The organism is Mucilaginibacter oryzae, from assembly GCF_003148845.1.
Taxonomy (GTDB): Bacteria; Bacteroidota; Bacteroidia; order Sphingobacteriales; family Sphingobacteriaceae; genus Mucilaginibacter; species Mucilaginibacter oryzae.
Genome location: NZ_QGHA01000003.1, coordinates 565,112 through 584,968 on the forward strand (window position 1 = coordinate 565,112; position 19,857 = coordinate 584,968).

The 19,857-nt window shown below is 46.1% G+C and carries 13 protein-coding genes; 3 read left to right on the top strand and 10 right to left on the bottom strand.

The window, feature by feature from the left end; translation table 11 throughout:
- Nucleotides 1-167: 167 nt before the first annotated feature.
- The gene (locus LX99_RS11455; RefSeq protein WP_109607998.1) at nucleotides 168-1,955 is read left to right on the top strand and encodes a DUF885 domain-containing protein; all 1,788 of its coding nucleotides are present in this window, start codon (nucleotides 168-170) and stop codon (nucleotides 1,953-1,955) included.
- A gap of 67 nt (nucleotides 1,956-2,022) precedes the next feature.
- On the opposite strand, the gene LX99_RS11460 is transcribed toward LX99_RS11455, so the two are convergent.
- The 3 genes from LX99_RS11460 to kduI form a co-directional block, all read right to left on the bottom strand.
- Complete coding sequence (locus LX99_RS11460; RefSeq protein WP_109607999.1) at nucleotides 2,023-2,802, bottom strand: DUF4350 domain-containing protein; 780 nt, start codon at nucleotides 2,800-2,802, stop codon at nucleotides 2,023-2,025.
- A gap of 193 nt (nucleotides 2,803-2,995) precedes the next feature.
- Nucleotides 2,996-3,811 carry an SDR family oxidoreductase gene (locus tag LX99_RS11465; protein WP_109608000.1) on the bottom strand — a complete coding sequence of 272 codons (816 nt, stop codon included), beginning with the start codon at nucleotides 3,809-3,811 and terminating at the stop codon, nucleotides 2,996-2,998.
- A 28-nt stretch (nucleotides 3,812-3,839) separates the two neighbouring features.
- Nucleotides 3,840-4,670 (bottom strand): 5-dehydro-4-deoxy-D-glucuronate isomerase, encoded by an 831-nt coding sequence (gene kduI, locus LX99_RS11470; RefSeq protein ID WP_109608001.1) that lies wholly within the window; start codon nucleotides 4,668-4,670, stop codon nucleotides 3,840-3,842.
- 236 nt (nucleotides 4,671-4,906) lie between these two features.
- Between kduI and LX99_RS11475 the strand changes: the two genes are divergently transcribed.
- Complete coding sequence (locus tag LX99_RS11475) at nucleotides 4,907-5,524, top strand: YhcH/YjgK/YiaL family protein (RefSeq protein ID WP_146203100.1); 618 nt, start codon at nucleotides 4,907-4,909, stop codon at nucleotides 5,522-5,524.
- 126 nt (nucleotides 5,525-5,650) lie between these two features.
- Here LX99_RS11475 and LX99_RS11480 read toward each other — a convergent pair whose 3' ends face one another.
- On the bottom strand, nucleotides 5,651-6,169 hold the full coding sequence (locus LX99_RS11480; protein ID WP_109608003.1) for a lipocalin family protein: 519 nt from the start codon (nucleotides 6,167-6,169) through the stop codon (nucleotides 5,651-5,653).
- 111 nt (nucleotides 6,170-6,280) lie between these two features.
- Between LX99_RS11480 and LX99_RS11485 the strand changes: the two genes are divergently transcribed.
- Nucleotides 6,281-7,081 carry an NAD(P)H-binding protein gene (locus LX99_RS11485; protein WP_109608004.1) on the top strand — a complete coding sequence of 267 codons (801 nt, stop codon included), beginning with the start codon at nucleotides 6,281-6,283 and terminating at the stop codon, nucleotides 7,079-7,081.
- Between the two features lie 177 nt (nucleotides 7,082-7,258).
- Here the strand turns inward: LX99_RS11485 and LX99_RS11490 are convergent, their stop codons facing one another.
- The 6 genes from LX99_RS11490 to LX99_RS11515 form a co-directional block, all read right to left on the bottom strand.
- Nucleotides 7,259-9,430, bottom strand: coding sequence for a GH92 family glycosyl hydrolase (locus LX99_RS11490; RefSeq protein WP_109608005.1), 2,172 nt, complete (start codon nucleotides 9,428-9,430; stop codon nucleotides 7,259-7,261).
- A 4-nt stretch (nucleotides 9,431-9,434) separates the two neighbouring features.
- Nucleotides 9,435-11,741 carry a glycoside hydrolase family 3 N-terminal domain-containing protein gene (locus LX99_RS11495; protein WP_109608006.1) on the bottom strand — a complete coding sequence of 769 codons (2,307 nt, stop codon included), beginning with the start codon at nucleotides 11,739-11,741 and terminating at the stop codon, nucleotides 9,435-9,437.
- Nucleotides 11,742-11,924: 183 nt separating this feature from the next.
- Nucleotides 11,925-14,192 (bottom strand): beta-N-acetylhexosaminidase, encoded by a 2,268-nt coding sequence (locus LX99_RS11500; RefSeq protein WP_170122674.1) that lies wholly within the window; start codon nucleotides 14,190-14,192, stop codon nucleotides 11,925-11,927.
- 20 nt (nucleotides 14,193-14,212) lie between these two features.
- Nucleotides 14,213-15,373 carry an acyltransferase family protein gene (locus LX99_RS11505; RefSeq protein ID WP_022830728.1) on the bottom strand — a complete coding sequence of 387 codons (1,161 nt, stop codon included), beginning with the start codon at nucleotides 15,371-15,373 and terminating at the stop codon, nucleotides 14,213-14,215.
- Between the two features lie 15 nt (nucleotides 15,374-15,388).
- Entirely contained in the window at nucleotides 15,389-18,166 is a 2,778-nt protein-coding gene (locus LX99_RS11510; protein WP_109608008.1) for an alpha-L-rhamnosidase, read from the bottom strand.
- A 167-nt stretch (nucleotides 18,167-18,333) separates the two neighbouring features.
- Nucleotides 18,334-19,833 (bottom strand): RagB/SusD family nutrient uptake outer membrane protein, encoded by a 1,500-nt coding sequence (locus LX99_RS11515; RefSeq protein WP_170122675.1) that lies wholly within the window; start codon nucleotides 19,831-19,833, stop codon nucleotides 18,334-18,336.
- Between the last annotated feature and the right edge of the window lie 24 nt (nucleotides 19,834-19,857).

Here is a 19,857-nt window from a genome sequence, read left to right on the forward strand (position 1 = left end):
AGCGAAAAGGCTGTTTTGTTTGTCTGAATCAGAATTTACAGAATTATGTAATTTTCAGAATTTTTGTGGAATAATCAGATTTTGCTAATTCTAAAATTTTGTAAATTCTGATTCAGACAAATTCGACGGTTAATATCATTAACTTGCCTTTTTAATTTACAGTTGATATGATCAAAACATCTACATTAAAAATAACCGGCACAATACTTTTAATAGCCGGTGCCTGTTTTGCGTCCTATGGCCAGCAATCGGCAGAAACCAAAGCCTGGGTAGCCAAATCCAACGAGTACACTAAAATCATTATCGACCTGGATAAAAAATACTCGCCGGAGTACGGCTCATCACAGGGTTTGGCCGAATACGATAAAGATATAGCAGTACCAACGCTACAAAACATTAAAGCTGAGCGCCGGGACGAAGAAGCTGTAGTTACCAGGCTTACCGAAGCGCTTAAAACCGAGCAAAACAATTTCATCAAGCAGGATATCAATATCATTATTACGCATTTGAAACTGGGTTTCCGCCAGCAGGATTTTGAATTGAGCAGGCAGGTGCCGTTTTTAAACGCGGCCTCGACAGTTTACGGCGGCCTGGAGACTTTGCTTGACGATCAAACGCCTGAGGCCCGCCGCCAATCGGCCGTAATGCGTATACGCAAATATGCCGGTTTGGAAAAAGGTTATAAACCGCTGGTAGATATTTATAAAGAGCGTGTACAGCTGCAAATGGCAGGTAAAAACATGATCTATCCATCAAAACAACGTATGGAGACCGATTTGTCGCGCAACGCCAGCATCATTAGCGGCATCGCCGAGCTTTGCGTCAAATACAAGGTAACCGGATGGAAGCAACCTTACGCTGTACTTAAAAAGCAGTTAGAAGCCTATGATGTATGGACCAAAACGAACGTTTTACCGAAGGCCCGCACAGACTTCCGCCTGCCGCCTGAGGAATATGCGATGAGCCTCGAGTCGTATGGTATAGATATACCACCTGCTAAGGTTGCAGAAATGGCACATGCGCTGTTCAAAGAATTGCAGGACGAGATGAAACCCATTGCCGAGCAGATTGCGAAAAAACGCAATTTAAAATCCAGTGACTACCGCGATGTGATCCGTGAATTGAAAAAAGAACAGATCCACGGCGATTCGATCATTCCGTTGTATGAACAACATTTAAAGGATATCGAGGCCATTATCCGCGACCACCAACTGGTAACCTTGCCAACCCGTCCGGCCATTATACGCCTGGCCTCGGCTGCCGAAACCGCGCAAAGCCCGGCCCCCCACATGGTACCGCCGCCCTTTTTGAATAATACCGGACAGCGTGGGGTGTTTGTGTTGCCCTTAAATATGCCTGCCTCGCCCGGCGAAAAGGCTGCCGATAAGTATGACGACTTCACCTTTGATGCCGCCTCATGGACCATCATCGCCCACGAAGCCCGACCAGGCCACGAACTGCAGTTTGATAAAATGGTTGAAGAAGGCGTATCGCAGGCCCGTGCATTGTATGCCTTTAACTCAACCAACGTAGAAGGCTGGGGCTTATATTCTGAATACATAACCCGCCCTTACATGCCATTAGAAGGGCAACTGGTATCGTTAGATTACCGCCTGCTGAGGGCAGCCCGCGCGTTTCTCGACCCCGAATTACAGGCAGGCAAAATCACCCAGCAGCAGGCGTTGGATGTGCTGATGAACGATGTAGTACAATCGCGTGCGTTTGCCCGCCAGGAGGTTGAGCGTTACACCATCAACGCGCCCGGACAAGCCAACAGCTATTTTTACGGGTTTACTAAAATGATAGCCCTGCGCAAGGATACCGAGGCCGCTTTAGGCAGTAAGTTTAACGCTTTGCACTTTCATGATTTCATTCTATCGCAAGGAATTTTACCGCCTGCTTTGATTCGCGAAGCGGTGATGAATGAGTTTGTGCCGAAGGAAAAGGGCTTGTAAATACGTTAACCACCACGCCGTTCTGCGCAACGACGTGGTGGTTAATTTCAGCTTTTGTTTAATTGTGTTACTTCGTGGCCTGCTTCAGTAGCCATGCTGCAATATCATTTGCGGCCTTATCATTTTCGTAGCCTGCGGGCAAACAGCCATTTACATATTCGTTATATAGCCATGGGTCGCCTACAGCTAAAACAGTTCCTTTTCCATATTTGGTTGAGGCGATGATCACAGCACCTTCCTTGTTTTTAAGTACAGGCACAGCAGTGCCGCTCAAGCTTATGGAACAGGCATCCTTCATAAAAATTTTACCTGCTGTTTTTAATACCGGGTTGTTTTTAATATAGATGGTGCCATCCTCAAAATGGGCATCATCTATCACGTGGTTTTGCAGATCGTTATTAAAACGCATCCCGAATTTAGCGGCAAGATTATTAAAATGAGGTAACTCTACATTAGCGCTATCATTCGCCATCAGCAACAACACCCCTCCTTTTTTAACCCAGGCAGCAATATTTTCGATATCATCTTCCTGGATATAGTTGGGTTTCGGGCTTTCCTTTTTAGTATCCGGATCAACAATAATATACACTGCCGAGTTTTTCAGGTTATCCAAAGTAGGCATTGCACTAAGCGTATCCAACTTTGCTCCTCTGCTTGTAAAAGCCTCGCCAAAAATCTTAAAGCCATTATTATCCGTTTCATCCCATAGGTAATGGAAACGCTCGGGTTTCCCGTTTTTGCCTTGATGTACTTCGTGATTAAAGTAATAATCAAGCGTTACGGTTTGAGCGTTGGCGACAAAGCCGGTGATGAAGAATAGCGCTGTTAATGTTGATTTAAATTTCATAACGCAGACTTAAATGTTCATTTCGACGATCCGGGCAGGGATTCAGTGATCTTGTACACCCTACTTGCGAACCTTGTGCATTGGCTTTGCTTGAAGTATAAGATTTATCTTTCTCCCCAGCGTGCTTACTCCATCCCCGCTCAATCTAAATGACATTGGTATTGATTTGAACAAAGTTCCATTCCGGACTTCCTTACACACCCCCAAAAATCGAGAACCCACCATCCACACATATCATCGATCCGGTTACAAAAGCCGAAGCATCGCTCAGCAGCCATACCAGCGCGCCTTTTAACTCATCGGCCTGGCCGAAACGTTTAAACGGTGTTTGTTTGATAACCAATTCGCCGCGTTGGGTGTAGCCGCCTTCGGGTTTGGTAAGCAGGTTGCGGTTTTGCTCGGTAAGGAAAAAGCCAGGGGCCAGCGCGTTCATACGGATACTATCGCCGTAACGATTGGCCAGTTCAACGGCAAACCATTGGTTATAACAATCAACCGCAGCCTTGCCCATATTATAGCCCAAAACTTTGGTAATAGCCCGTTTTGAGTTCATGGATGAGATATTGACAATGCTGCCCTTACCTGTTTTGGCAATGGCTTCGCCAAACACCTGCGTAGGGATGAGTGTGCCCCAGGTGTTCAGGTCCATCACTTTTTTCATGCCTTCGATATTCATTTTAAAAATATCCTCGTCGGGTTGTAAAACACCTTCGGGCATGTTACCACCAGCCGCATTCACCAGGCCGTCTATCCGGCCGAAGGCAGCCAGCATTTTATCTTTGGCGGCTACCAGTTCGGCTTCGTCCATTACATCGGCAACCAGCGCTATGGCTTTGCCGCCGGCTTCGTTTATTGCAGCGGCACGTTCTTCAGCTACCTGGGCATTCCGGCCCAAAATGCCTACCGTGCCCCCGGCCTCCACTATGCCATCAATAAACGCTTTGCCCAATATGCCGGTTCCGCCGGTTACTACGATTACCTTACCGGCTAAAGAAAATTGATTATCCACTTAAATTATATTTTAGCTTGATGTATTGTTATTTCAAATCCGCTATCGCGATAGCGTCCATATCGGTATAGTCAAGGTTTTCGCCTGCCATTCCCCATATAAAACTGTAACTGGCCGTGCCACTGCCCGAGTGGATGCTCCATGGCGGCGACACAACGGCATCGTAATTATCCATAGTGATATGCCTTGTTTCCTGTCCCTCGCCCATGTAATGAAATATTTTCTGTCCCGCCGGAACATCGAAATAAAAATAAGCTTCCATGCGCCTGTCATGCACATGGGCCGGCATGGTGTTCCAAACACTACCTTCATGCAGTATGGTTAATCCCATCACCAGTTGGCAGCTGCGTATACCTTCCAGGTGAATGTACTTATTGATGGTTCGTTTATTGGCGGTAGCCGATGAGCCTAACTCAACTTTTACAGCATCTGCATGGGTAAGCAATGTTGTTGGGTAAACAGCATGTGCGGGTGACGATAAAAAGTAAAATACAGCCGGGTTAGCGGAAACAGTACTTTCAAATATCACTTTTTGGGTTCCTTTACTTATATACAGGCAATCCAGCTTGTTTAGCTCAAACACCTGCCCATCCGCTTTGATCACACCCGGACCGGCAACGTTGATAATCCCGATCTCGCGGCGTTCTAAAAAATATCCGGCGCGAAGATTGGGGTAGTTTGGTAACTCAAGTGCCTGGTTTACGGGGTTAACCATCCCTACAATCATCCTGTCATAATGTGTATAGGTGCAATTCAATTCATTAGACTGTACCTGTTTATCTATCAAAAACCGTTGGCGTATGGTGGTGGTATCGTACCTTTTAAAATCAGAAGGGTGGACGGCGTGTAATGTTTTCAAAGCGAATAATTGATAAGCACAAGTCTACAACCTTATAAATGATAAAAAAAGCTTTTATTCGTATTTTCACTCTAACGTTGTAGTTATAAAACAAGGCCGCTCGCTATTAAACGGCCAGCTATAACGTTGAAGTAAATATTTAAAGTTCAGATGATGTTTTTTATTTGAATAAGCTTGTATAATTGATACGCAACAACTCTGCATCAACCAAAAAAGAACCGTTAAGATACCAAATTATGAAACACTCACCGGCTTATAAAAACCTTGCATTACTCGCTGTATTTTTATTTTTTGCCGCAGACATAGCTTCGGCACAACAACAAGATTGGAACGCCAAAAGCGCCAAAACCTGGGTTAAAGACAGGGTGTGGGCAAATGGATTAAAATTGAAGCTCAATTCATCAACCAATAACATTGAATTTGCCAAACAGTATGCAGCCAACAAAGCGTTATGGGATAAAGCCTTTGAATTTTTACGCGATCGCAACCTCGATTTATTGCCTCCCGGCAAATACCCGATTGATGGCGATAATGTATTTGCTTCCGTAACCGAAGGCCCGTCGAAAGAGTTTGAGCAATCGGCCTGGGAATCGCACCAAAATTATATCGACCTGCAATACGTCATCAGCGGTAAAGAAAAAATCGGCGTTGCCCCTGTACAAAGCTTAACCGTTACCCAGCCCTATGATGCTGCTAAAGACGGCGCTAATTATAGCGGCGACGGTAAATATTATACCGCCACACCCGACGAATTTTTCCTCTTCTTTCCGGGCGACGGGCACCGGCCTAACATTAAAGTTGGCGGATATGATAAGGTAAAAAAACTGGTGATCAAGATCAGGGTGGCGAAGTAATCTGAATCAGAATTTACAGGATTTTAGGATTTTCAGAATAAAACGGAAAAGTTCGCGATCATTTGTCGCGAACTTTTTCAATTCTGTTTATTCTCAAATTCTGTAAATTCTGATTCAGACAAACTTTTACGCCTGCACTGTTCTTTTCAACTTCCTTACATCAAAGCCTTGGGCAGCAGCCTGCGCAATCAGCTTATTATACGTCTGTTCATCCAAAGTGGATCTTCTGCTTAATATCCAAAGATATTTGCGGTTGGGATGCCCAACCATCGCGTAGCTATAGTTATCACCCAGGGCTATGATCCAGTATTTGCCCTTAAAAGGCCATTGAAACTGGACTTCCAACTTAGCGTTACTGGTTTTATCGGCCACAAAGGCACGGCCCTCGGCTATCTTTATTTTATTTTCTTTGATGCAACGGTTCTTAACGATGATTCCACCATCCGGAGCTAAACCGTAAGCTGCCGAGGTAAAAGTGCATCCCGACTCAAACCATTGCGGGAACGCGGCAATTTCAAACCACGAACCAACATACTTTTTCAGGTCGACATAGGGAACAGTTTCAAGCGGTTCGCACCGCAATACCTGCACAGCTAAGGCAGCTAAACCTAATACTGCAGAGCCTGCAATGATCTCTTTCTTCATAAACCAATAACGCCCGGTACACCTAAAAAGTTTAAGCTAAAACTGCATAAATGGCAACCTAACCGCATATCATTATTTAATTACCTTTGCCCCAAAGGATTATTTTGCGACATGCCCGGTAAAACAAACATCAGTATTTTAGGCTGCGGCTGGTATGGCAGCGCGTTGGCAATGGCTTTTATTGCCGACGGATTAACCGTAAAAGGCTCAACCACTTCGCCCGCCAGGCTGGATGAATTGGCTGCAACGGGTATCAAACCTTACCTGGTTAACTTTTTACCCGGCGGGGAGACTTATGATGCTGATTTTTTTGATTGCAATATTTTGTGGATAGCTATTCCGCCCAAAAGCCGCAGCGGCGAGGGTTCCGCTTTTACAGATAAGATAAAGGGAATTATTAAGGCCATAAAACAATATCATGTGCAAAAGGTGGTGTTTATCAGCTCGACGGGTGTTTATGCCGATAGCAACCAACATGTGAATGAAGAAACGGACCCTCAACCAAATACAGAGGCCGGCAGAATACTATTTGAGGCCGAAAACCTTTTGAGGCATGAAACAGACTTTAAAACCACCGTTATACGCTTTGCAGGGTTGATTGGCCCGGCCCGTAACCCGGGTAGGTTTTTTGCCGGGAAAAAAGATATACCTAACGGCGATGCACCCGTAAATTTGATCCATTTGGATGATTGTATCGGTTTGAGCAGAGCAATATTAGGTAAAGACGCTTTTGGATATTTATTTAACGGATGTTCGCCCACTCATCCCGCTAAAGCAGATTTTTATACACAAGCAGCAATCCAATCCGGGTTTGAAAAGCCGGAGTTTATCAACGAGTTGAAAGAGTGGAAAGTTGTGGAGAGCGTGAATGTTGGGCGGGTGCTTGGGTACGAATACACGGTATTGCTATAAAACTTGTCATTTCAACGAACAAGCGACAGGCTGCGCCGGAGGGTGAGGAGAAATCTTATACGCCATGCTATTCAACAAGGCATATTTGTTTTAATGGCGTATAAGATTTTTCTGTCGCCCCTGCGCTCAATCCCTCCGCTACTCTATCAAAATGACAAATCGGGAATGATGAAATTGTTAAAAAACAGGAGGTTTCGCCTTATCCCCCATCACAAAAACCAACTTACCGCCAGTCATAATATCCTTATGGGGTATATAAGGTTTTGTATAAGGCCTTCCATTCAAACTGATGCTCTGCACATATTTATTTGCTTCAGATAACCCTTTCGCCTCAATGGAAAAGCTTTTGCCGCCAGGCAAAGTAATGCTTACGCTACCCAGCAGAGGTGCGCCAAAAACATAATGCCCATCCGCCGGGTTAACCGGGTAAAAGCCCATCGCGGTAAATATATACCATGCCGACATCTGTCCGCAATCGTCATTGCCCGAAAGGCCGTCGGGCTTATCAATGTAAAATTCATCCGCTATTTGCCTCACCAACGCCTGGGTTTTGGCCGGGTTGCCTGCAAGCGTGTATAGGTAGGCAACATGATGGTTTGGCTCGTTACCATGGGCATACTGGCCTATTAAACCGGTAACATCCAGTGTTGAGCCTTTGCCAAACACTTTCGAATCCATGGTAAAAAGCGAATCCAGCTTTTTGGAGAAAGCTTTTTTGCCGCCCATCAGTTTAATCAACCCGGAGATATCATGCTGTACCTGCCACGTATACTGCCAGGCATTGCCCTCGGTGTAATCACCGCCAATGGCCAGCTGTCCGCTATCTAAGTTGGCAAATGGCTGCACCCAATCACCATTCAACTTACGGCCGCGCATCAGGCGGGTGCTTTTATCAAACAGGTTATTGTAAAATTGAGATCGCCTGCTGAAATATTGATAGTCGGCGGCTTTGTTCAGTGCTTTGGCCAGTTGCGCGGCGCACCAGTCGTCATAAGCAGCCTCTAAAGTACGGGAAACTGCTTCACGACGAATGGTATCGGAAGGCAGGTAACCGTAGCGCAAGTACAGGCTCCAATCATATTTTGGATTTTTATTTTGGGTGAGGGTAGATTTGATTGCCGCAAAAGCTTTTTGCTTATCAAAACCTTTAATACCTTTTAAAGCGGCGTCTACAACAACCGGTACGGCATGATTACCAATCATGGCATAACTCTCCTTGCCCCAAAGCGTCCAAACGGGCAACAATCCGGCAACGTCAAAATGCTGCAGCATGGTGTTGACCATTTGCCCGTCGCGTTCCGGGCAAACGATGGTGTATAGCGGATGGGCCGCCCGGTAGGTATCCCAAAGCGATAATGTGGAATAAAAAACTTTATTGGCCGAGCGGTGCACCAAGCTATCGGCACCACGGTATTGCCCATCAACATCAGCAATATTATTGGGCTGGATCAAGGCATGGTAAAGGCTGGTATAAAAAGAGATTTTTGTACGCTCTGCACCCTGGGCTTTCAGCTTACCAAGGTTATTTTCCCAAACCCGGGCAGCTTCGGTTTTTACCTGTTCGAAGGTTTTATTCAGGGTTTCTGCCTGTAGATTTTTACGGGCACCTGCTATGCTCACGCCCGAGATCCCGACCTTAGCTTCGAGAACTTCTCCGGCTCTCAAATCGAAATCGAGAATGAGGCGGCGCTTATTTTCGCCATCAACAAAATGATGACCGGTAATGTCATGATTAAAAACAGCCGTAAAGTACACCTGCTTATCAACCCACTGGCTCGAAAAAGCATATCCGCTGATATTTGTTTTGCTATCGATATTGATCGTTCCTTCAGATACATGTCCGGCCAGTTCCCCGGGGCTTTCAACCAGGCCACTTTGCATATCTACCAGCAATCGCGCTTTACCGGGTTTAAGGAATGTATATTTATGGAGTCCAGTGTGAGCAGAAGCTGTAAGTTGCGATTTAATATGGTGATCATTTAAAAGCACCTCGTAATAACCCGGTGATGCTTTTTCATTTTTGTGCGAGAAGCTGCTTTGAAACTTTTGAGGATCATTACCCTGAAAAGGAAAAAACAACACGTCGCCCAGGTCAACACCGCCGGTGCCGCTTAAATGTGTGTGCGCGAAACCTGTGATGACCGTATCTTCATAGCGGTAACCCGAACTGTAATGCCAGCCAAAATTTCCGGTTTCGGGACTGAGCTGAACCATACCAAACGGGACTGTAGCGCCCGGAAAAGTATGGCCCGTTGCCGATGTTCCAATAAACGGATTGACATATTTACCGTATTGCGCATTGGCAAACGCGGCGTATAAAAGCATGATAACAGTAACCAGTTTTTTCATATACCTATTCCTTATACTCTAAAGTTTTCTTCAATACAACATCTTCTGCCGAGCGGGCTATCACCACATCAACTGTACCAGGTTCGGTAACCAGCTTCATGTCATTATTCCAAATCGCGATATCTTCGGGCTTTATCATAAACTTTACCGTTTTGGTTTCACCGGGTTTCAGGCTGATCTTGTCAAACCCCTTTAAAGCCATCACGGGGGTAGTTACAGAATTTACTTTATTACCCAAATACATTTGCACCACCTCTTTACCTTCCCTGTTACCGCTATTGGTTACATCTACTGAAACAATCGCTTCCCCGCCTTTGCCGAATAATTGCGCTGCTACCTGCAAATTGCTATACTTAAACGATGTATAGCTTAAACCATAACCAAACGGAAACAGCACATCCGGCGATGAAAAAACATAATCCTGCCCCGGTTTTTCGGGCGAGCCGGGATTGTGGTAAAAACCTTTATTGGATGCCACGTGGTTATAAAATACCGGGATATGGCCGGTAGATTGCGGGATTGACACCGTGAGCCTGCCCGACGGGTTCACTTTACCAAACAGGATATTGGCAATGGCATTCCCGCCGCGTTCACCAGGGTACCAGGCCTCAATAATGGCCGGGATGTTTTCCTTTTCCCAAGTGATGCTTTGGGGGCGACCGTGCACCAATACCAAAACTACCGGCTTACCGGTTTTATAAATTTCCTGCAGCAATTCGCGCTGTACGCCATCGGGGTTAATATCGGTAACATCGTAGCCCTCCCCGCAGGTAAAAGGGTCTTCAGGTTCGCTTTCGGGCGCGTGGCCGTTCCAGCCTACGCCCGAAAATACTACGCTGGTTGTACCTAACACTACAACCACGGCATCGCTGTTCTTCACCACATCAACGGCCTGGGCAAAGCCGCTTTTATCGGAGCCCGAAAGCGCGCAGCCTTTGGCGTAGTTGATCCTAACTTTGCTACCCACCAATTGTTTAATGCCTTCCAGCACTGTTGTTCCCGACCGGCTATCGCGGGTAGAGCTGTAATCGCCATATTGCACCTGGTTGGCATTGGGGCCAACCACCGCCAGCGATTTCAGGCTATTTACGTTAAGCGGCAATAGCTGTTTTTCATTTTTCAGCAAGATGATAGACTCCTCGGCTATTTGTTGTGACAGCGCGATATGATCAGGCGTGTGCACCCGCCTTTTTAATGCCGAAGTATCCGGCAACGCTTTTTCAAACAACCCTGCCTTAAATTTTACGGTAAGGATGCGGGCCACGGCGCTGTCAATTTGCTGTTCCTTTACTTTTCCTGTTTTTACCAGCTCTATCAGTTTCCCATAAACATCCGAACTTGGCGCTTCCAGATCAATGCCAGCATTCAAACCTGTAAGCGCGGCTGCTCCGGCATCTTTGGCGATATGATGGAAAGTGTATAAATGTTTAAGTCCCTCATAATCTGAAAATACATAGCCTTTAAAACCCCAATCCTGCCTTAATATGGTTTGCAGTAACCATTTATTGGCATGGGCGGGTACCCCGTCAATTTCATTATAAGCGGGCATTAAGGCGTAAATGTTTGCCTTTTGCACGGCATCTTTAAAAGGAGGCAAAAACATCGACCGTAATTCGCGCTCCCCTACCGATGCCGGGGCCAGGTTAATGCCCGCCACCGGGATGCTGTAAGCGGCAAAATGCTTGGCGGTACACATTACTTTATCTTTACCAATACCGTTAATGGTTTGTGCAGGATCGCCCTGCATACCGATCACAAACGAGGTCCCCATACGGCTTACGAGGTATGGGTCTTCGGCATAACATTCCTCATTGCGGCCATAGCGCGGATCGCGGATGAGATCAAATAATGGCGATAATGCCTGGTCAACTCCCGATGAACTTGCTTCATAAGCTATTACCGAACCCATTTTTTGGATGAGTGCCGGATTCCAGGTGCTCCCCTGCGCTATAGCCTGTGGGAAAATAGTAGCGCCCGCAGCCAACTGACCGTGCAAACATTCGCCTATTTGTATGGGCGGGATGCCTAAACGCGTTTTCTCCCTGGCATATTTTTTCGCGGAGACGGAGAGCGAAGCAATATCACGGATATTGGTAAAAGGGCTTTCGCAAACGCCGTAAGCTATGGGGTTTTGCATGGAGCCTTTTAAAGAATTCATGCTCATCTGGCCTACTTTCTCCTCCAGCGTCATGCGGCCCAGCAAGTCTTTTACCCGTTCGGCTATCGGCGCTTTCTGGTTTTTATAAACCTGCGCGGCGGCGGTTTTTATTACAAAAGCAAAGGCGATGAGTAAGGCTGTTTTCTTTTGCATAGGTATGATATTACAACACTTAAATCATAAAAGCGAGGGGGCGGTACGATTCCCCTCTTGAAAGGGCGGAGGGGGTGTGTTTATCTACACGCGACTTATCGCTCGCATCCCCCCTGCTGTCACTCTTTTCCTACGCGCCCGCTCTCGAGACGGGAATTTTGCGAACGTATAAGAAATGATCTCCTAATGCACCAAATAAAACTTTGGATAAAGTTTCTCCCCACCATCCACTTTCAACTCAATAAGTGTTTGGTTTTCGTTGGCTTTATTGGCCATGTAATTTCCGGTTAATGCGTATACACCTTTTTTTAGATGCAGTAAGGCGTTCTGATGTTCTACATAGGTATTTAAACCTGGTTTGATCACCGGCACGGCATCCAAAAACAAGGCAGGCGTAACCTCAAAACCCGACGTCAGTTCATAATCCGCCTCTTTATTTATTTTAATAAATCCTTTAATCTTCACCCAATTGATGGTTTCGTCGCCTGTTGATTTAACCGGGACAACGAGGCTGGTTACGCCTGTTTCGGCAGGCTTTTCACCTTCAAGCCTGGCTATCTGCTGTTCTTTGGTTTTAAATATTTCGTACGCTATACCCGGTTTAAGATTCGCGGCCTTTACATGTGCAACCCTGATCGTTACCCGCTTAACGTTCGCTGTTTGGCGGATATGCTGATCATTCAATGTCCAGGTTGTGAAAGTTCTTAAACCGATACTATCCTTTAAAGGCACATTAATTTTTACAGGGAAAGCTACCGCGGAGCTATTGGCATCCGGCATTTTACCGTTTAGGCTGTAACGCACTTTAGCGCCTTTTAAAGGGTAATTCAACGTTACTTTAAACCGGCTTTTATTGGTAACAACATCATCAATGCCATCAATATCAGGCAGGCGGGCGTTAAAATCCCAAAGTTTGAACAATCCATATTGATTTTTCATCTTCCAGCCAAAACGGTCGAGATTCTTTTCATTCTTCGGGCTCCAGGTTAGTTCGGCCACGGCTAAAGCACGGGGGTAAACCATGTATTGCAGATGTTGCGCGTTGGGCACCTTCTCATTCCAGATATTACCTTGAGCGCCCAAAATATATTCGGCTTCGGCGTTTGTTAACTCCTTAGATTGCGGCTCGTAATTGTATACCATTTGCCAGGTAACCGGCGGGTTCCAGCCTATCGGCTCCAGGTCTTCATTGGCTTGCGGGGCGTCGAAATACATGTAGGGCAACGGTGTCATCACCACGTGATGGCGCATTTTGGCGGCCGCTATGCCGCCGGCCTCACCCTGCCAGCTCATTACCGTGGCCGATTCGGCGAGGCCTCCCTGCAAGATCTCATCCCATCCTACCAGGCGTTTATTTTTAGAAAGCAAAAACTTTTCGATCCGCTTGATAAAATAGCTTTGTACTTCCTTTTCGTTTTTAAGATGTTCGCGTTTCATTAAGGATACAGCGGTGGGGCTTTTCAGCCAGTCAACCATTTCGGCTTCATCGCCGCCAATGTGTACATATTGGTTGGGAAACAGCTCGATAACCTCGGTAAGCACATCTTCCATAAACTTAAAAGTATATTCACCGGGGTCGAGCATGCGTACGCGGTGTTTAGCCCCGGTCGAGTCCTGGCAGCCCAGTTGCGGATAGGCAAAAATGGCGGCTTCGCTATGGCCGGGCATTTCAATTTCGGGCAGGATGGTCACAAACCTGTCCTGCGCGTATTTGATCACGTCGCGGATTTCGTCTTTGGTATAAAAACCGTCCCTGCCATCATCAATCAGGTTATCCAGCTTACGGAATTCACCACGTTTAGCATAATAACTGATCTTTGCGCCAACTTCGGTAAGCTTTGGATATTTATCTATCTGGATGCGCCAGCCCTCATCATCGGTTAAATGCCAGTGGAAGGTATTGAGCTTATAGTGCGCCATTACGTCGATATATTTTTTCACTTCATCAACCGTAAAAAAATGGCGGCTCACGTCTAAACTCAACCCGCGCCAGCCAAAACGGGGCTGATCGGCAATGGTACAGGCCGCTACTTTTAAAGGCACACCTTTATCTGTTGGCAATAGTTGTATGAGCGATTGTACCCCATAAAAAACACCGGCTCCGTTACCGCTTATGCTTACCGAAGCATTGGACACATGCATGGTGTAAGCACCTTCCTGGTTTGACCATACGTTATTCAGCCTGATGGGCGTTTTAGCCGGGATCTGCTCATACACTTTTACTGTAGCTTGCAGGTTGTAGTTTTGATTAAGGTAATCCTGCAGGTACCTGCCCACCGGCTCGGTTTCTTTATTAACTCCGATAACTGCATTCTTAGCTAAAACAATGCTCCCGGAACCTGCCTTGATACTTACAGGCTGCGGTATGATATGGAATTGTGCTTTTAGCGCTGCAGATAAAAACAGGGCCGCGGATAGCAGGATATATTTAAGTGATGAAATGTTATACATAGCTAAAAACCGGGAATACATTATATTTTAACGGTGATATTCTTTTTGTAAAGTACCCAAACCGGCACAAAGATGATCAGCACGGTAAGGATCGCCCCGGCCAATGACGCGTTTTCGGGCGAGAGGTAGGGTACAAACGCGTGATTATAAACGTATGACCATAAATTGGTTTTCTGCACAGGGATGGCTGCTATTACAGCGGGTATAATATCAGCCAATACGTAAGCAGCTATAGCATTTCGCCCAAAAGCCAGAAACGGCGGCAGCAGCGCCTTATTTCCTTTTATATCGATAAGCCAATAAGAAAATGCGAGGATATTGATGGCCAGCCCGGCAGTTAAAAGCACAAATGAGCTTGTCCAAAGTTGTTTGTTAATAGGAAAAAAGGTATCCCAGATAAGGGCTAATACAATCAATAGAATCCCCGCACCCATTATTTTAACCAGGTCGGTACCGGTTTTAAGTTTGCCGGCCTTAAGCCAGGTTCCGGTAAACACGCCCAGCAAACAGGTAGCCACCGATGGGATGGTGCCCAGCAGCCCCTCCGGATCCCAGGTTTTGGCCGAACTCCAAAGGTGGTTTTCGGTAAATACCGTTCTATCTATCCAGGCTCCTAAATTGGTTGCAGGTTCAAGGTTTGGCGTACCAAAGCCCGGCACAGGTACCAGTGTCATTAATAAATAATAGCCTATAAGGCAGCATACGGCAATAACAACCTGCGTACGGATACCGGTTTTAACATACAGCAGGGCTGTTATACCAAATACAAGCCCGATGCGCTGCAACACACCGGGGAAGCGCAAATGCGCGAACTGAAAATTGTTTATTAAAGGCAGGCAAATGCCAAGCACTATGATAATAACTGTACGGCGTAAAATGGACAACAGCAGCTTGTTGTGGTTTTCAACCGCCGCCTTTTTGCTTTCCATGGCATATACGATGGATACCCCCACCATAAAAAGGAAAAAGGGGAACACCAGGTCTGTTGGTGTGCAGCCGTTCCATTTGGAGTGTTCCAGCGGCCAGTAAATATGGCCCCAATCGCCCGGATCATTCACCAGTATCATGGCGGCTACGGTAAATCCCCTGAAAAAATCGAGCGATAAAAGCCTTGGGGGTTTGGGTTTGGCAGTTGCGGGTTGTGTTACGGATTGCTGCGGATTGAATACAATAGTTGCCATTGTTGTGATTACTGCTTAACTGTTTTTTTTATGCGTTTTTAAATTATACTTAAATTGATAGGTGCCCGAGCCGATATCCATCTGCATATCATTGCCGGTTGCCGGTTTAATATTGGTGATATCCTTACTGGCAGTGATATCAATATTACCCTCGGTAACGGGGCCGTCAACAGCGGGTAGTGTTACTACAGCCGAAGTATTTGGCGGTACGATTACATCTAACGTAAAAACACCATTGTCAATACTCCATGCCGATTTTACCTTACCATACAGGGTCTCCAGTTCGGCATGGGCGTTGGTTAATTTACCGCCCGGGTGCGGAAAAATATGGATCCGGTGAAAACCCGGATCGCTTTCGTCCGTGCTGATACCGGCAACCACACGGTACATCCAATCGCCAATGGCACCGTAGGCATAGTGATTAAACGAGTTCATTTCCGGATCTTCGAAAGTGCCGTTAGGTTTGATGCCGTCCCAGCGCTCCCATATAGTAGTAGCCCCGTTTTTTACGGGATAAAGCCATGAGGGGTATGATTCTTTCATCAACAGATCGTAGGCGATATCGGTATGACCGAAACGGCTTAACACATGGCAGATGTAGGGCGTGCCTAAAAAACCTGTGGTGATGTGTTCATCATAATCCTCAATATTGTTAACCAGCCTTTTAGCGGCAGATTCGCGCAGGTTTTCGGGCAGCAGATCAAAGTTAAGGGCAAGCACATAGGATGTTTGCGTACCCGAAATCATGCGGCCGTTGGGGGTAACGTATTCGGCCAGAAAAGCCTTTTTTATATCGGCCAACAGGGCGGTATATTTTTTAACATCATCCTGTTTTCCCAATATGTTGGCTGCGTTGATAACCAGTTGCGTTGAGTAGGCATAAAAAGCCTGCGCTATCAGGTTTTTATCGGTAAGCGCGGCACCATCGGCGTAATCGGTACCGGCATAAAACAGCCAGTCGCCAAAGTGGTTACCGGTATCCCAAAGGCCGGCGCGGGTGTGGGCCGTGATGTAACCTACCCAGGCCGTCATGCTGGCATACTGGTCCTGCAGTATTTTTTTATCGCCGTAAGCCAGATAGATATTCCAGGGGGCTATTGTTGCCACATCGCTCCAGCCCGATGCCGCCGACAGGCTTATATCACCAAGCACATCGGGAATCACGTATGGAACGGCCCCGTTACTATGCTGATCGGCAGATAAATCTTTCAGCCATTTGGTAAAAAACCCGGCTACATCCATATTAAACGTGGCGGTGCGCGAAAAAGCCTGCGCGTCGCCGGTCCAGCCCATACGCTCATCACGCTGGGGGCAATCGGTAGGGACATCAATAAAATTTCCTTTTTGCCCCCACTGAATGTTGTGCTGTAATTGGTTAATAAGCGGGTTGGAGGTAGCAAAGCTGCCCGTTTGCGCCATATCTGAATAAAGGGCGTAGGCCGCCACGCTTGTAGAGTCGATAGGGCCGTTGTAGCCAACTACCTTTACATATCTAAACCCCTGGAAGGTAAAATGCGGCTCGAAAGTTTCAACGCTATCCCCTTTAAAAATATAGGTATTTTCCTGTTTGGCGGTGCGGAGATTTTTTGTGTAGAAATTCCCTTTCTGATCCAACACCTCCGCATGGAATAATTTGACGCTGTCGCCCGCTTTGGCCTTAAACTTAAACTGTACCCAGCCTACCAGGTTTTGCCCAAAATCAATAACTTTTTCGCCCGCAGGGGTAGTAAATACTTTAAGCGGCTTAAACATTTCGTGCTTGCGTACCGGCGGACCAAACATGGCTACCAGATTTTCCTTTACGCTGTCGGTACGTACCGAATCCCAGGTGGCATCTTTATAAGCAATGGTCGACCAGCCTTTCTTTTCCTTACGGGCATCATAAACCTCACCATCAAAAAATGAGGATGAACGGATAGGCCCGTAAGCTACCTTCCAGGTTTTGTCCGAATTAATCAGTACGCGCTTGCCGTTGGTATACACTACCTCTAACTGAAATAGCAAACCCAGTTTTGAGCCATAAACATTTTTTTTACGATTATACGTGTAGCCGCGGTACCAGCCATCGCCAAGGGTTACGCCTATGGCATTCTCACCTTTTAACAAATTGGCGGTTACATCATAAACCTGGTATTGCAGGCGTTTGTTGTAGCTGGTCCATCCGGGGGCGAAGTAATCGTTACCTACGCGTTTGCCGTTAAACTCGGCCTCGTAAAGGCCGTGGGCGGTAATGTATAAATGCGCGGCGCGCACTTTATGATCAAGCTTAAATGCTTTGCGGAACATAGGGCAGGGACCGCCGGTAGTATCCGACAGATAATTATCCCCGATCCACCTGGCGGTCCAGTCGGAGGGTTTCAGCAGGCCCATTTTCCACGAGTTTACCATGCTCCAGGGGGTAACCTGCTGCCGGTTGTTCCATACACGCACCTGCCAGTAAACCTTTTGGCGGGAAGCCAGCATTGGCCCCCCGTATGTTATATGTAATGATTCATTGGATGCGACTTTGCCCGATGTCCAGATCAGTTCTTTACCTTTCAGAAGAGCAACCGCGTTGCTGCCTACCCTCACTTCATAAGCGGTTTGCCACACATTCCGATCGCGGGTTATGAGTTTCCAACCCAGGCGCGGATTGGCCTGATCAACAGAGATAGGGTTTGTTTTATACTCACATACTAGGTTATCAACACGAAAGGGCGGCGGAACAGGGGGCGCTTTTTGCGCTTGTGCAACAGTTACGGGCAGATACAAAAAAAGCAATAGAATGATGCGTGTGCATACCTTTTTACACATACCTCTTAGGGGTTTAATAGTTCATTGCTATTAATATACTTTAACAGCGATATTGTTTTGATATGCACGGTATTTATCGGGCAGGGGACAAAACCATGCATTCGTTGCAATATACATTATAAACGTATTATGGCCCGGCAAAAGTTTTACCGGACCATGTAACATTATTAATGTTGGAGGTTGGCCTGGTTAAGCGGATACTGGAACAATAAACGTATGTTGCTGTACGCTGCCGAATTGATTTGCCATGACCCGTTTTTGTAAGCTCGTTCGCTGATAGCATGAGCTTTCATTACCTCGGTAGCTTTACCAGTGCGCAGCAGATCGAACCAACGGTGATTTTCGAACGCGAGTTCAACCTGGCGCTCGTGAGCGATAGCCGCGCGAAACTGCTCCTGGGTAGTTACGTTAAGATCAGGATTGGAATTGCCTGACGATTTTGGTTCTAAACCTGCACGCTGCCGTACCATATTAAGATATTTAAAGGCATCGCTGCTGCCAAACCCCTGCTCGTTTAAGCATTCGGCAAGCATTAAGTAAACGTCGGCATAGCGGTAAACTGGGAAGTTGTTGGGTGTAACGCCTTGCTGCTGTGTTTTCGGCCCGGTATATTTTTTTATGAAAGGCAGGTCGATACCATATTCATTGGAGGTAAAATCAATTAGCGATGCGTCTTTTCGTTTGTCTCCGTCTTCATAAGCGTTTACAAGATCCTGCGTTGGAATATTCCAACCATTCGGTGAACCGTTGGCTATCTCATAGCCGGTTATATCAGTATCATAATAATCCCAGGGAATAAAGGTATCCACAAAGTCGCTACCTAAACCGTTAGTTCCCTCGATGTACTGGATCTCAAATATAGACTCGGGGCCATTTTCCTTCGAAACATCAAAATTATCGGCGTAATCGGCATTGAGCTTGTATATGTTTGAGTTGATGATATCACGTAACAGAGGGATTGCCAGATCGAATTTTTTCTGTGTCATGTAAACTTCAGCCAGCATTGTTTCAGCAGTGCCTTTAGTTACACGGCCTTTATCAGTAATTGCATTAACCCCGTAACTGCGGGGTAATTTTGCAATTGCCACTTTTGCATCGGCAATAATCTGGTTATACACATTAGCAGCCGGAGCTTTATGCGCCTGGCTAAAGGCATCTCCTACCGAGTTAGTTTCGATAAGAACCAACGGTACATCGCCGAACATGCGTACCAGATTGAAGTAATTAAAGGCACGCAAAAAATGAGCCTGACCGGCAATTGTATCAGTGGCTACTGAATCCAGTTTTGCTAAAGGTAAACGGGTTAGAATAATATTGCACCTTTGTACCCCAACATAACTCGCGTTAAAAAATGATTCAACAATATCGTTGTTATTCAATTCCCTAAACTCGTCTATTTCCTCTTTATTGGTAGATGCACGATCATAAGGATCGTACTCATAGGAAGTATTGTCGGACCGCATCTCGGCCATAGCCCAGAATGAACCATTATACAAACCTTGCAACGGCGCATACGCGCCATTTATGGCCTGCTGAAATTGAGATTTGGTTTTATAAAAGTTTTCTTTAGTTTGTGAATCTGTAGGCTGAAGCGAAAGGTAATCTTTCTTACAGCCGACAAGACCCAATGTAATAACAGTAAGAAAAAGATATAGATATATTTTCATGATCTGTTGATTATTAAAATATTG